We start from the raw sequence: 13609 nt of genomic DNA on the forward strand, positions 1-13609 counted from the left end.
ATCCGAGCGAAGTTGAAAAACAGCATTTTTAACGAGTTGTTCTTCAGGCAGTTTTTATAGTTATTGCTGGCACTTATACAGAAATATACAGAAACCGTGCCAATCGCGTAATACTTTGGTTTATAAAGCTTTGTTATCTTTATTGGATCGTTTTTCCAGGTATTTCGCATCAAATGTCCGGACATCGGGACAGCTCAAGCGCGAAACCCTTAGAGACTGTCGGATTTTTCGGACAGTTCTGTCCGGTTTCGCAGACACGGGGCGTTTTGATACTGGCTGAGCAAGCCTCTTTCTATCCATAAACCACCCATGGTACTTTCGAGCCAGAAGACTTTGTTGACTACTGTCAGAAAAATTCAGACCGGTGAGCAGACTTTATGAACGTAATCGTCATAGGCGCAGGGATTATGGGTACCACGTTCGCCATCCTGGCGAAAGAGCTGGCACCCGAGCTGGATATCACCATTCTGGAAAGACTGGATGGCGCCGGGGCGGGGAACTCATGGGTATTCAACAACGCCGGTACGGGGCATGAAGCAAACTGCGAGCTTAACTATACTCCGGTGGATGCAGAGGTCATTTCGGTTGAAAAAGCCTTGAAGATCCACGCCCAGTTCAATGTTGCCAAGCAGTTCTGGGCTTATCTGATCGAGAAGGGTGCCATCAAGGACCCTACGTCTTTTATCAACCAGACCAAACACTGCACCATTGTTTCCGAATCTGCGATTGAAGAACTGCGGTTGCGGTTCAAGGAAATGTCCGCTCATCATTTTTTTGAGCACATGCGTTACTCAGAGGATTTCGATGAAATAAAGAGCTGGATTCCTTACGCCATGGAGGGACGGCCCCGCCATGAAAAAATGGCGGCTACCGTTATTGAAACGGGGACGGATGTTAATTTTGGCGCCCTGACGGAGCAAATGGCCGAGTATGCCGTCAAAGATCTGGGCGTGAGAATCCAATACGGCACCCATGTAAAGCGTGTACATCGTAGTCCGTCCGGAACCTGGCTTGTCGAAACGAAAAGCAGGGGAGTTGCAAGCCGGTACAAGTCGGATGTGCTGTTTGTGGGCGCCGGCGGCGGTGCCTTTCCGATCCTGAAAAAGAGCCACTTGCCTTTTGCAAAACGGTTTACCGGCTTCCCGGTGGGTGGCCGCTTCCTGCAGGCCCCGATCAGCGCCGAGCAGGCCGATCATTACCGGGCTAAAACCTATGGTAAGGCGAAGGTTGGCGCACCGCCCATGTCCGTGCCGCATCTGGATTTGCGGGTGGCGGAGGGTCAGTACTACTTGTTGTTTGGTCCTTTCGCGTCATTCAAACCGGTTCTTGAGAAAGGTCGTGGACTTCTGGATTACCTTGGTTCGATGCGTCTGCATGACATCCCCGGCTTGCTGAATGTCGTCCTGGAGCATTTCCCACTGGTTAAATATCTGGTTTCAGAGACGTTCAAGGGCGAAAAAAGCATGTTTAAAGAACTGGACAACTTTGCCCCGGGATTGAGTAAAAAGTTTAACTGGAAACCGGTTGAAGCAGGCCAGCGAGTGCAAATCATCAAGGATGGGGATCTGCAAATGGGCACGGAAATCCTCGTGTCCAGAGACAAAACCTACGGGACGTTACTGGGGGCATCGCCCGGGGCGTCGGTTTCGCCCGAGGTTATGTTGCGCTGTCTGGAACAATTGTTGCCGTCCATCTTTGCCAAAGAGCAAGCCAGGATAAAGAAGAAAGAGATTTTTCCCGAGGATGATCTTGACGCATTGATCAATAATCCCGATCGTTACCGGGAGATTCGGGATGCGGTCAACAGGCAGTTGGGAATAACCCAGTCCAGGGCACAATGAGATCGGCCCACGCTGCCAATACTGCGGACTTACCGGGCGCCTGCCACATTAAGCTCCGCTTCAAAACCGTCCTGGCGTCCTGTTGCCGGCGAACGCAAATGCAATGTCAGGCCCGCACCCGTGGCAATAGCATCCGCAATGGCCAGGCCCAGGCCGGAACCGGCCGCATCCGTTTTTGAGCGTGCAAACCGGTTCCGTAACAGGGCGAGCTGTTCCGGTGGCACGATGTTACCGCCATTACATACTCTCAGCGTGCCATCGTTTACCATGCTGACCTCCACAGGCTGTTTATGGGAGCCATGCCTGAGGGCATTCTCAATCAGGTTGCGCACCAGGATGGCAAAGGCATCGGGATCGAGGAAGGAGTTCACTTCACTCTCGGGCAGGTTCAGGATGATTCGACCCGGTACCTGACCTTCAAAATCAGCAACGATCATCGCCAGTATTGGCACAAGGTTGTGCCGACTTTGCGATATTGCGCCCCCTCCTTCGGCTTTCGCCAGCTCGAGCAGTTTTCCGGACAGCATCGACAGGCTGCGCAGAGCTTCCTCAATCTCGGCAACATTATTCTTAAGTTGATCACTCTGTACCTGGGTTTTCAGTCGCTGCACTTTGGCGAGTGCAGTTGCCAGTGGTGTCCGCAATTCATGGGCGCTGTTGGCCGTAAAACTCCGTTCTGCCTCAAGAGCGCGGTGCAATCGTTCCAGCAACCGGTTGACGGCAACGGCGATCGGCTCAAATTCTTTTGGTAACCGATCGCCCGCAACGGGGGACAGATCTCCAGCGCCCCGGGATTCTATCGATTGCTGGAATTCGACCACCTTGCGCAGGGAAAGCCGGACCATCCACCAGACACCCAGAAGGCTGACCGGAATCAGGAAAATCAGAGGCATCAGCAATGCCAGACCCGCCTCCAACGCAGCTTCGCGCCGGTGAGCCAGGGGTTCCGCCACCTCAATGTAGATGGTGTCACTGACGGCAGATGCTCCGTAGATCCGGTGTGTCGACGTGTTTGAAAACCCTTCCCCGGGTAATGTGCCAAAAACCCGGGGGTCGGCATCGTGGGACTGGAGCAGGAGGTTGCCTTGGTCGTCCCGGACCAGGTAAGTGAGGTATTCGTCATGGTCTTTCATGGCGGGGGCCCGTTGATTTCCGGTGCCAGTTTCCCGGTTCAGGATATCGGTAACGGCCAGCGGCAGAATGCGTTGGGCCGTTTCTTCCAGAGCACTGTCGAAAACCTCGTTCATTTCGTGCTGTGCCACGAGTCCGGAAGCTATAACGCCTAACAGCCAGAGAAGGATGACGCCGAGTGTGAGGCCGATGCCGAGGTTTTTCTGTAAGCTGGTTCTATTGGTCATGTGTTTCCAGGCGATAGCCCATGCCCCGGACCGTTATGATGGCGTCCCGCCCCAGTTTTTTACGCAAACGGCTGACATAAACCTCGATGGTGTTACTTTCGATTTCTGCCCCGAAGGCGTAAAGGCGATCCTCCAACTGCGACCGTGATAATAACATTCCAGGTCGCTGGATGAAGCCCTCGAACAGTGCCCACTCTCGAGCGGTAAGCTCCACCGGTTTGCCGTCGCGACTGATGCGATGATCACCAAGATCCACCTCCAGATGACCCACGCGTATCCGTGGACTCGGGTTGCCCCGGTAACGACGGGCTACCGCTGCCACACGGGCCGACAGCTCGGAAAGATCAAAGGGCTTTACCAGATAGTCGTCGGCGCCGGCGTTCAGTCCTTCAATCCGGTCTGACACCTGATCCCGGGCAGTAAGGATGATTACGGGAGTCGTGTTTCCGGTTGCCCTTAGTTTCCTCAGGAAACCGAAGCCATGGCCGTCCGGAAGCATCAGGTCGAGCAGAATCAGGTCGTAAGCCGTGGTCTGAACACTGGCTTCGGCAAAGGCCAGGGTTTGCACCCAGTCTACCGCGTGGCCGTCATCCGCGATCTGATCCCGCACTGCCTCGCCAAGCCCTGCAGTATCCTCAACCAACAGTACCCGCATAGTTCACCTCTGATCCAGTTCTGGGAGAAAGATACTACAGCCGGGACCTGACAGCAGCCTGAATGGCGCGGACAGTTTGCGTTCGTGACTTTAACACGGTGGAAGATGTCCATGATTGGCCGCGTTCAGGCCATTGTCAGGAAAACCTCATAGGGTATTCATTGTGGATTCAACAGGAGACATCCCATGAAGACCAAACCCGTGATTATATCCCTCGCTCTACTATTTCTGAGTACGCCTCTGCTGGCTGACGATGACTGTGATGACCCGGTGGCCAATTGGCAGCCCCGGGAAAACCTGCGCCAGAAACTTGAAGCCGAGGGCTGGACGGTATACCGCATCAAGGTGGATGACGGCTGTTATGAGGTAAAGGGCCGTGACCCGGAGGGTAACCGGGCGGAGGCCTCTTTCGGACCCGCCTCCCTGATATTGATGGACATGGAGCGAGAGGAAGAGGACGACGATGACGATGATGACAGCGATGGAGATTACCGGACAAAGGCACGTGACGGCGGCCAGGGCACTGGCGAGACGCCGGTTCCGCGAAATGGCATCGTCAAGGGTCGCCCGAGTGTGACGGTCGAATAATCCGCCAATCCTGTCCGTTCTTGTTTAACGCGTTGTACGTTTCTATCGGAGAGACTGTATGAAAAAGATCTTTTTTGCTCTGGCCCTGGCTATAGCCATTGCTTTACCCGCTCTTGCACAGGCTCGTGAAGTGACCTTTACGACCGAGTTACTCGACTACGGTGGCGATGGCGCCTACCTGGCGCTTTACCTTACGGATGCTTCCGGCAAATATCAGGGGACTCTCTGGGTTGCGGGGAAAAAATCCAAATACTACAAGCACCTGAGTGGCTGGGCCCGTGGCAGCGGGTTGAATCCGGCTGAGTACGATGGGCTGACCGGAGCCAGTATAACCAGCGGGCGCACCCTGAAAATCACCCTGAACCTGGACGATGCGCTGATCGACAAGGGCTATGAGATCCGTATCGACACCGCCGTTGAAGATATGCGGGACAACCGGGCGGATGTCGCCGTACCACTGACCACTGAAGGTTCCGGCAAGCCGGTCACCGGGCGTGGTTATGTTCGCTCATTCCGCTACGATTTTTAACGGACTGACAGGAGCCAAGGCTATGTTGCGACAATTGCACGGTTTACCGGGTCTGCTAGTGGCGTTGTTCCTGGTGACGCTTGCCGTCACCGGGGCGGTACTGGCCCTGGCGCCCGCCATGGACAGGGCGGCAGCTGTGATCCCGGCTGCTGGCGAGGTAAGCGTGGCGGAGCTGGCAGGACGGGTCGTGGCCCATTACCCGGGAACCGAACAGATTGTGCGTGGCCCTTCAGGTGGAGTAGTCGTTTATTACAACCGTGACGGCCGGCCCGGGGCGGATCTGGTTAATCCCTTGACTGGCGAAGGCATTGCGCCCTATGAGCCATCGGCCTTTTTTATCTGGATCAGGGACCTGCATCGCTCGTTTCTGCTGGATGACGCGGGCCGGGGGCTGGCCGGGGTGATGGCCGCCGTGATGCTACTTCTCTGCATCTCCGGAATTCTGCTGCTGGTCCGTCGGACCGGCGGCTGGAAGGCATTGTTACGGCCATTCGCCGGTTCCGGCGGCAAACGGATTCATTCCGAACTGGCCCGGTTTGCCGTTCTCGGGTTGCTGCTGTCGGCATTGACCGGCAGTTATATGTCGGCACAGCGCTTTGGTTTGCTGCCGGAAACTCCCGAAACCGGGCCGACTTTCCCTGCTGAGGTCTCTGGTGGAAAACCGGCTCCGGTGGCAACGCTGGGCGCCCTCTCGGAGGTGGACCTCAGCGAATTTCGGGAACTGGTGTTTCCCTATCCTGATGACCCGCAGGATGTCTATTCACTGACCACCAGCGGCGGTTCCGGGTTTGTTGATCAGGCGACCGGTGAGCTGCTGAAGTACCAGCCCCGCTCTGGCGGTAGCGTGTTCCAGCAGTGGATGATCAGTTTGCATACCGGCGAGGGCCTGTGGTGGCTGGGTTTGATTCTCGGAGCTGCGGCGCTGACCGTGCCGGTGCTCTCGGTGACAGGGATAAGCATCTGGTGGCGACGTCGCCGGTCGTCAGGGCAGATTCCGGACAATGCCGATGTCTCTCAGGCTGAAGCTATTATCCTCGTCGGTTCCGAAGGTAATACTACCAGGGGATTTGCCCGGGAACTCCATGGCAGCCTGAACAAGGCAGGTTTTCGGGTGCATTGCAGCGAGATGAACGCATTGGCTGACCATTATCCGCAGGCCTCCCTGCTTTTTGTACTGACCTCAACCTATGGCGACGGCGACGCGCCGGCGTCCGCTCGCCGGTTCATGGCCAGACTCAGTGATTTCAGGGGCGAGAAGACCCTGAAATATGCCGTTCTGGGCTTTGGTGACAGCCAGTTTCCGAATTTCTGTCAGTTTGCCTTGGACGTGGATGGGGCGCTCGCCAGTAAAGGCCTGAGCCAATTGCAGACCATTGAGCTGATTGATCGGTGTTCCGCCACGCAATTCAGCGAATGGGGAGACAAGGTCGGTGAGCTTATCGGGACTCCGCTTTCGCTGAGCCACGATCCGCTGCCGCCGCCCACGGTAAAGCTGGAACTAGTGGAGCGGGCGGATTACGGGCTCGCCGTGCAGGCACCGACCAGCATCCTTCGTTTCAGGGCGGCAGAGCCGGGTCGGGGCCGGTGGCCGAAGTTTCTCTTCCGAGGCCGCAAAATTCTGCCACCATTTGACGCGGGCGACCTGCTTGGTGTCATGCCTCCGCATGGCCAGGCCGCGCGATTTTACTCTTTGGCATCCTCTGCCAGTGACGGGATTCTGGAGATATGCGTACGCAAACAACCTGGTGGTCTTTGCTCCGGATATTTACACGAGCTCAGGCCTGGGGATTGTATCGATGGCTTTATCCGCCATAACCCTGGCTTTCGGCCAGCGACTGGCAACACCCCGATTATTCTGATTGGTGCCGGTGCAGGGATTGGCCCACTAACCGGTTTTATCCGGAAAAATACCGAACGTCATCCTATGTATCTTTATTGGGGTGGGCGCAGTTCGCAGTCGGATTTTCTGTATCAACCCGAGCTGGGGCGCTACCTTGAAGACCATCGGCTGACGGCCCTGAATACGGCGTTCTCTCGATCTGACGAGCGTGTCTATGTTCAGGATAAGCTCAGGCAGGATCAGATCGCTGTGCGTCAGATGGTTGAAAAGGGGGCTCAGATCCTGGTCTGTGGTGGCCGGGATATGGCAGCAGGGGTAATGCAGGTCATTGAAGACATTCTCGAGCCATTGCGCACCGATGTGGAAACTCTCAGAGCCGAGGGGCGGTATCTGGAGGATGTCTACTGAGGGCCATCGATAGTGTGGTCCGGAAACATATCCGGTTCACTTGATGTATTCTTGCCATAGCTGAGTCCGAACTGCGGTTTTCTTCCTCACCCATGAGGGGGCAAAGCCAATGACTTCGGACTCTCTATCAGACCTGCCAGTTCCAGGCGCCGCTCGGGATAATGATGTTGAACAGCCGATTGCCAAGCCGTTTTTTGAACCTCTCCATAGCAATGATCCTCCTGCCGGGCATTGTGGGCTGTTCCGCCTTCCAGCAGCGTGACCGGATGGCAACCTTTAATAGCGCATACGATCGGGGTAATTATCAGTCTGCCGCCAACGCCATGGCATTGCCGACGAAAAAGGAAGACAGCGGGCAGAATGGCCGTTCCGGCGATAGGGTACTGGAACTGCTGCACCTGGGCGAAGCCTACCGCCTGGCGGGCGATTACGATGCCGCCATCAGCGCCTTTGACCAGGCGGAGTCTGGCATGAAGTACCTGGATACCCAAACGGTGGCTTCTTCCGCTATGGGAAAGGTCGCCTCGGTACTGGTTAACGAATCATCGCGGGATTACCGGGCGCTGATGTCTGAGGCCATTCTGGTGAATACCTACAAGGGGCTGTCCTTTCTGGCAAAGGGCAACAGCGACTTTGCCCGGGTAGAATTCAACCGGGCCGATGACCGGACCCGGCGTGCGGTGGATTATTTTTCCGAAGATATTCGGGCCCAGCGCGAGGCGGTACAGTCCGGGCCCACTAATGCCGCCTCAGTGCGCCGCAACGCTGAAAGCAGGGAATTCCGCTCAGTGCTGGAGGACCGCTACGGTGATCCGGCGGGTTGGGCTGTGTATGCCGATTATATCGTGCCGGTCAGTACCTACCTGCACGGCCTGTATTTTCTCGCTGCGGGTAACGGCCAGTCGGATATTGATCGAGCGGTCAGTTCCTTCGAGCGGGTTGCCCGTATGACGCCGGGCAATCCAACGCTGGCGGTTGATGCCCGACTGGCTCAGTCACTGGCTGCAGGCAAGCTCCGGCGGGAAGAGTTGCCGCCCATGGTCTGGGTGCTCTACGAAAACGGCCTGGGGCCGGTACTCGAGGAAGTTCGCTTTGACGTACCGCTCATTGTGACTCCCCGGGATCGACCATCACTGATTTTCGCCGCCATCGCGCTCCCGCGCTACAAAGACCGCCGCGCTGTGCCCGGCAACCTGATTGCCAGTTCCGGTGACGGCCCGTCAGTGAACACGGACACCATGGCCCAGATGGGCAGGGTCATTCGTACGGAAATGCAGGCGCGCTTCCCCGGCATCCTGACCCGCGCAATTTCAGCGGCCGTGGTAAAGGGAGTCATGCAGTATCAGGCCACCGAACAACTGGGCGCTGTTGGCCAGATTGGCTCAATTATCTACACCCTGGCCACCACCCAGGCCGACCTGCGGGGCTGGCAGGCCCTGCCGGATCACTGGGAGGTTGCCCGGCTTGAGCGACCGGCCGACGGCAACCTCACCCTGAAAGACAGCCAGCAGGGGTTGCTGGGCCGGATAAAGGTGCCGGATCAACCGTTCACGCTGATTTACGTCAAACGGCCTACCATGGTCAGCCCGGCTACGGTAATGTTACTGGATCTGCAAGGGAACAATCCCGGACAACGCCTGGTGCTGCCAGCCCCCTCGAACCAGACGTCCGCACCTTTATAGGAGAGACACTATGTCCAGAATGATGCAGTTAGCCGTTCTGATACTCGTGACCAGTTTGCTGGGCGCCTGCGCGCCCATACAGCCGGAAAGGGAAGTCGTGCAGCGCGACGATCTCCGGGTCGATCCTGAGATCGGGGGCTTTGTGACGGTGACAGAGTTGCTCGAAAAGCGGATCGACATGCCGGGCGGCGGCGATCTGCTCAAAATCCAGTTCGCGGTGCAGGCGTATCAGGACACGCTGATGGAATGGGCTGTCACCTGGTTTGATGCAGAGGGCATGGTCGTGCCCGGTGTCGGTGAAGGGTATCGTCCCGCCCGCGTGCTCCCGAACCAGACCCGCTTCTTTACGGCGACAGCGCCACATGAAAAGGTCGTCAGCTACCAACTTCACTTACGTGAGGACCGCGAACCCTGAGCCGGATGATATCGCCGTCCATAAAACTGTCATTGTGCGTTATGCGAAAAGGAATGAGTAATGAATAAATGGGTGCCCGTCGTTTTGTGTTCAACACTCCTGGCCGCCTGCGCGACCCCAACACGTTACATCGACCCGGCAGCCGATGATGGCGCGGTTGCCATGACTATGGACTACCGCGACTTTGAGCGGGCCGCCGATGCCGCGTTGCAGGACCTGCTCTCCAGCGGCGCCGTTGACAACCCCAGCGGCGATCGCTACGTGATGGCCGTGAGCCGGATCGTCAACGACACCATGCAGCGCATCGATACGGATCAACTGGTGAAAAAGATCCGGGTGGGGCTGCTGCGCTCCGGCAAAGTCATCACAACCACCGCCGTCGGCGTTGATGGCGCCGAAGACGCCATGAATGAAAAGGCCCGTGAACTGCGCAATTCCGAGGAATTCGACCAGTCCGGCGTGCAGAAAAAGGGCACGTTAAAAGCGCCGGACCTGAGCCTGTCCGGCAAGATCATCCAGCGCAATCATAAAGTGAAAGACGAACAACAGGTGGAATACTACTTCCAGCTCAGCCTCACCGACCTCCAGAATGGCCTGGCCATCTGGGAAAATGAAACGCCGATTATCAAGAGGGGGTCGGATAAGGGCGTGGCCTGGTGACCGGGAAGGGAATTCCGCAACGTGCATGGATCAGGAGAATAAAATGGCTACCACAGACAAGCCAATCGCAGTGGTGATCGGGGCCGGCGACCATCTCGGGTCGGCCATAGCCCGGCGTTTTGCGCGGGAAGGCTTTCATCTTGTAATCACCCGTCGCCGGGGCGATCTGGATGGACTGAGGGCCGAAATCACTGCGCTGGGCTCCAGTGCGACGGCGATTCACTCCGATGCCCGTGACGAGGCACAGGTCAGCGAACTGATCGATCAGGTGGAAGCCGAGCTGGGTCCCATTCGGGTTGCCGTGTTCAATGTGGGTGGAAACGTCCGGTTCGACATCTGCGAGACCACCACCCGGGTTTACCGGAAAGTCTGGGAAATGTGTGCGCTGGCAGGGTTTCTGGTCGGGCGGGAAGTGGCGAAAAAGATGCTGGCTCGCAACGAAGGCACTATCCTGTTCACCGGTGCATCGGCCAGCCTCAGAGGTGGCCGTGGCTTTGCGGCCTTTGCCGGTGGCAAACATGCCTTGAGGGCCCTGGCCCAAAGTATGGCCAGGGAGCTGGGGCCACAGGGTATCCATGTCGCCCACGTGGTTGTTGACGGGCTCATCCGCAACGAGGCAACCGCTGAATTTCTGCCTGACCTTTATGCCAGCAAGGGAGATGGGGGCATCGTTGAGCCGGACGACCTCGCGGAAATCTACTGGCAGCTCCATAGGCAGCCTCGCTCCGCCTGGACCTTCGAGCAGGATGCCCGTCCTTTCTCGGAATCCTGGTAGCTCATTACCCACACATTTCATCCCGCGAGGTTCTGGTGGATGCGCTCAGCAAGGCGGGTTTCGATGCGGGTGAGGGAATGGTGGCGATGGCGCAGGTGCCCCCTATTAGAAGGAGAAACTGAAATGTCTGACGTTGCTGCAGCGTACCGGGCAAACAAAGGCTCCGTACTGGATGTCGATAAAGCGTTCTACGACACCTTGACTGATGCCAGCACGAAACGTGAACTGGTGGCCACGTACACGGTTCCCGTGAGAGATGGTCTTGCATGGAAGGTGCCCGCGGGCCATGTGTTTCGGGTAAAGATTATCGATGGGTCGCAGGTTGGCGACTTCAATATGTGGAGCCTGCATAACCCACGGGAGCGGATGTGGGCGTCCCGTACCCGGCAGTTGCAGCGGGCTCATGTCAGCAACTATGACCGGCTATGGTCTACCCTGCCGTACCTGCGACCGATGGCGACCATTATTGACGATACGCTCGCGAATTACGGGGTAGATAGTGAAGGTGGTCGGGTTCATGATCTGTTGGGGACGCGGTGCGACCCGTATGTGAATCGCCTGCTGACTGGCGAGGATTTTGACTTCCACTGTCATTCAAATCTGGTGCGAGCCGTGGAGCCGTTCGGGCTGACGGAATTTGATGTCCACGATGTTCTGAACATCTTCCAGTGCACCGGTCTTAACAAGGATGATCAGTACTTCATGAAAGCCTGCCCGGCGCGAAAAGGGGACTATCTTGAGTTTTTCGCCGAGATTGACTTGCTGTGTGCGATGTCCTGTTGTCCGGGCGGAGATCTCTCGGTGGATCTCTGGGGCGAAAACGCCAAGGATCCCCTACAAACCTGTCATCCGCTGGGGGTGGAGGTTTATCGGGTCAAGCCGGAGCTTCTGAGGAACTGGGCGTCCCCGGACTATGCTCCTTACAAAGGGAAGCATGGGCGCCAGAACCCCAGCGTGGATTGGGCGGCCATCAAGAAACAGGGTTAGTCACCCCTGACGGATCGCCTGTAAGGCCTGGGCCCATTTTTCCAGTTCCTCAAGCATCGCTTTCCCAGAAGTCTCATGGTGCTCATTTGCCTGGAACACTTTATTCTCATCCAGCAAATTCCAGGGCATCTGTACCATCACTCCCTCCATCATCGGCATCATCTTCAAGGTTGTTACCAGCTGTTTTGCAAGTTGTGCAGAACGCAGGCCTCCTGATACGCCACCGTAACTCACGAATCCGCACGGTTTGTAATTCCACTCGTTGTAAACGTAATCCAGTGCGTTTGTGAACGAGGAGGGTGGGCAATAGTTGTACTCAGGGATAACGTAAACGTAGGCGTCCGCTTCATCGACGCTTTTTGACCAAGCCTTGGTATGATCGTGCTCGTATTTTTGTAGGCGCGGATGATTGGGTTCGTTGTAGATCGGTAGTTGGAAGTCCGCCAGGTCGATCAGTTTGGACTCAAAGCGCCCGTCGGCATTGGCGAACTCATTGAACCATTTGGCGATAGATGGTCCAACCCTTCCGGGGCGGGTACTGCAGATGATTGTATGAAGTTTGAGTGCCATTGTAGATCCTTAACCATTGTTTTTTTGCTGGCGCCAAGAAGAGCCCAGAAGTGAGTCCAATTAAGATAAAGCCTTCACAGTTCATCGTAAATTGCTGAAGTTTAAGCGGGTCGCCAGATACGGCCATCGCGAATTTGCGGATGTCGGTATCCGCTGCTTTGAGCGCTCCCTGAGCGACATAGATTGCGCGCTCAACAGCATAGGGGAGTTCGAGCGACTGTCCTTTCAAGGAGGAAAAAACCCACCAAGATCTCTCTTTCTTAGCTGAATGATTAGCTCTATGGCACCACAGTTCTGGGCAATGTGGCAGTCAAGTTCGATGGACCTGGTTGGATTACTCACCATTGATCTCCGTTAACCGGTATGAAGCGGTGAACAATGCGGGAAATGCAGCTTAAGACTTAAAACTAGCTCAAGGTTGCGGGGAAAGGAAGGCTGACGAAAAATGAGGGAGGTCACGGAACATCGGTCATAGACTGAAGACCCGTCGAGCATTTCCAGACAAAAAGGCGTTTTTTTGTTCCTCCGATAACGCCAGGCTTTCCAGATGCTTCAGACACTGCGCTGGCGAGAGCATTGGCCAGTTGGTTCCGAACATGACACGTTTCGAGCCAATCGTTTTCATGTACTCGATGAAATTTGGCGGTAGTCGGTGAACCGCATAGGCAGAAGTGTCAACGTGGAAGTTGGGGAACTTGATCGTTAGAGATATAAGTTCGTCGATCCAGGGAAACCCCACATGGCCTCCAACCACAACCAACTCTGGAAAATCCAGCAAGACATCCTCGAGGTAGGGGATTGGCCTTCCGGTTTCCGAACGCAAAAGTGGTCCTGTGTGGCCAACCTGGGTACAGAATGGAACGCCAAGATCAACGCAGGCCGCGTATATCGGGTAATACCGGCGATCATTGGGTGGCAAATCCCAGAGCCAGGGCACGACTCTGACGCCAACAAACCTCTCCTTATCAACCCACCTGCGGATGTCTCTTACGGCCTGCATCGGCTCATTGAGGTTAACTGACACCAGGCCACGAAACCTGTCTGGCGCCTGATCGATCTGGTCTGAGACCTCCTGATTGCTTATCAGTGATCCCGTCGGACCATGCCACGCCGACAGAATTGATATCTCAACACTCGCCTCATCCATTACCTGAATGGTCGATTCCACTGTGGGAACCACTGGCGCACCGGTCTGCTTGGTCCACTTCAACAGAGGCTCTAACCAGGGCTCTCTTGCCATGCGCTCGGTCATTACTTGTGACCACACATCAATTGCACTCATCGGAACCTCCTCTTGATAT

General features: G+C 56.2%; 13 protein-coding genes. 9 read left to right on the forward strand and 4 right to left on the reverse strand.

Annotated features, from left to right (window positions below; translation table 11 throughout):
- Positions 1-377: 377 nt before the first annotated feature.
- A complete protein-coding gene (locus NLK58_RS02150) occupies positions 378-1841 on the forward strand; it encodes a malate:quinone oxidoreductase (protein ID WP_341581942.1) in 1464 nt (487 codons plus the stop codon).
- Positions 1842-1870: 29 nt separating this feature from the next.
- Here NLK58_RS02150 and NLK58_RS02155 read toward each other — a convergent pair whose 3' ends face one another.
- On the reverse strand, positions 1871-3199 hold the full coding sequence (locus NLK58_RS02155; RefSeq protein WP_341581943.1) for an ATP-binding protein: 1329 nt from the start codon (positions 3197-3199) through the stop codon (positions 1871-1873).
- Entirely contained in the window at positions 3189-3854 is a 666-nt protein-coding gene (locus tag NLK58_RS02160; protein ID WP_117617045.1) for a response regulator transcription factor, read from the reverse strand. The genes NLK58_RS02155 and NLK58_RS02160 overlap by 11 nt, the downstream gene beginning before the upstream one ends.
- Positions 3855-4040: 186 nt before the next feature.
- Here NLK58_RS02160 and NLK58_RS02165 point away from each other — a divergent pair, with 186 nt between their 5' ends.
- The 8 genes from NLK58_RS02165 to NLK58_RS02200 all read left to right on the forward strand — a co-directional run bounded on the left by NLK58_RS02165 (position 4041) and on the right by NLK58_RS02200 (position 11738).
- Positions 4041-4442, forward strand: coding sequence for a PepSY domain-containing protein (locus NLK58_RS02165; protein ID WP_117617046.1), 402 nt, complete (start codon positions 4041-4043; stop codon positions 4440-4442).
- Positions 4443-4500: 58 nt separating this feature from the next.
- Positions 4501-4971: a DUF2271 domain-containing protein gene (locus NLK58_RS02170; protein WP_117617047.1), complete on the forward strand. Its 471-nt coding sequence runs from the start codon at positions 4501-4503 to the stop codon at positions 4969-4971.
- Positions 4972-4993: 22 nt separating this feature from the next.
- Complete coding sequence (locus NLK58_RS02175) at positions 4994-7219, forward strand: PepSY domain-containing protein (protein ID WP_341581944.1); 2226 nt, start codon at positions 4994-4996, stop codon at positions 7217-7219.
- Positions 7220-7380: 161 nt separating this feature from the next.
- The gene (locus NLK58_RS02180) at positions 7381-8901 is read left to right on the forward strand and encodes a COG3014 family protein (protein WP_227539400.1); all 1521 of its coding nucleotides are present in this window, start codon (positions 7381-7383) and stop codon (positions 8899-8901) included.
- 10 nt (positions 8902-8911) lie between these two features.
- On the forward strand, positions 8912-9316 hold the full coding sequence (locus NLK58_RS02185) for a YcfL family protein (protein WP_117617050.1): 405 nt from the start codon (positions 8912-8914) through the stop codon (positions 9314-9316).
- Between the two features lie 60 nt (positions 9317-9376).
- Positions 9377-9976, forward strand: a complete 600-nt coding sequence (gene lpoB, locus NLK58_RS02190) for a penicillin-binding protein activator LpoB (RefSeq protein WP_117617051.1) — start codon at positions 9377-9379, stop codon at positions 9974-9976.
- 43 nt (positions 9977-10019) lie between these two features.
- On the forward strand, positions 10020-10751 hold the full coding sequence (locus NLK58_RS02195) for an SDR family NAD(P)-dependent oxidoreductase (RefSeq protein WP_117617052.1): 732 nt from the start codon (positions 10020-10022) through the stop codon (positions 10749-10751).
- A 123-nt stretch (positions 10752-10874) separates the two neighbouring features.
- The gene (locus tag NLK58_RS02200) at positions 10875-11738 is read left to right on the forward strand and encodes a DUF1989 domain-containing protein (RefSeq protein WP_117617053.1); all 864 of its coding nucleotides are present in this window, start codon (positions 10875-10877) and stop codon (positions 11736-11738) included.
- On the opposite strand, the gene NLK58_RS02205 is transcribed toward NLK58_RS02200, so the two are convergent.
- Complete coding sequence (locus NLK58_RS02205) at positions 11739-12308, reverse strand: NADPH-dependent FMN reductase (RefSeq protein ID WP_117617054.1); 570 nt, start codon at positions 12306-12308, stop codon at positions 11739-11741.
- 469 nt (positions 12309-12777) lie between these two features.
- Positions 12778-13590, reverse strand: a complete 813-nt coding sequence (locus NLK58_RS02210) for an amidohydrolase family protein (protein WP_117617055.1) — start codon at positions 13588-13590, stop codon at positions 12778-12780.
- Positions 13591-13609 lie beyond the last annotated feature (19 nt).

Source organism: Marinobacter metalliresistant, from assembly GCF_038098645.1.
GTDB classification, from domain to species: domain Bacteria; phylum Pseudomonadota; class Gammaproteobacteria; order Pseudomonadales; family Oleiphilaceae; genus Marinobacter; species Marinobacter metalliresistant.

Coding starts and splice junctions, on each gene's coding strand:
- NLK58_RS02150 (WP_341581942.1), top strand. CDS start 378: ATGAACGTAATCGTCATAGGCGCAGGGATTATGGGTACCACGTTCGCC.
- NLK58_RS02155 (WP_341581943.1), bottom strand. CDS start 3,199: ATGACCAATAGAACCAGCTTACAGAAAAACCTCGGCATCGGCCTCACA.
- NLK58_RS02160 (WP_117617045.1), bottom strand. CDS start 3,854: ATGCGGGTACTGTTGGTTGAGGATACTGCAGGGCTTGGCGAGGCAGTG.
- NLK58_RS02165 (WP_117617046.1), top strand. CDS start 4,041: ATGAAGACCAAACCCGTGATTATATCCCTCGCTCTACTATTTCTGAGT.
- NLK58_RS02170 (WP_117617047.1), top strand. CDS start 4,501: ATGAAAAAGATCTTTTTTGCTCTGGCCCTGGCTATAGCCATTGCTTTA.
- NLK58_RS02175 (WP_341581944.1), top strand. CDS start 4,994: ATGTTGCGACAATTGCACGGTTTACCGGGTCTGCTAGTGGCGTTGTTC.
- NLK58_RS02180 (WP_227539400.1), top strand. CDS start 7,381: ATGATGTTGAACAGCCGATTGCCAAGCCGTTTTTTGAACCTCTCCATA.
- NLK58_RS02185 (WP_117617050.1), top strand. CDS start 8,912: ATGTCCAGAATGATGCAGTTAGCCGTTCTGATACTCGTGACCAGTTTG.
- lpoB (WP_117617051.1), top strand. CDS start 9,377: ATGAATAAATGGGTGCCCGTCGTTTTGTGTTCAACACTCCTGGCCGCC.
- NLK58_RS02195 (WP_117617052.1), top strand. CDS start 10,020: ATGGCTACCACAGACAAGCCAATCGCAGTGGTGATCGGGGCCGGCGAC.
- NLK58_RS02200 (WP_117617053.1), top strand. CDS start 10,875: ATGTCTGACGTTGCTGCAGCGTACCGGGCAAACAAAGGCTCCGTACTG.
- NLK58_RS02205 (WP_117617054.1), bottom strand. CDS start 12,308: ATGGCACTCAAACTTCATACAATCATCTGCAGTACCCGCCCCGGAAGG.
- NLK58_RS02210 (WP_117617055.1), bottom strand. CDS start 13,590: ATGAGTGCAATTGATGTGTGGTCACAAGTAATGACCGAGCGCATGGCA.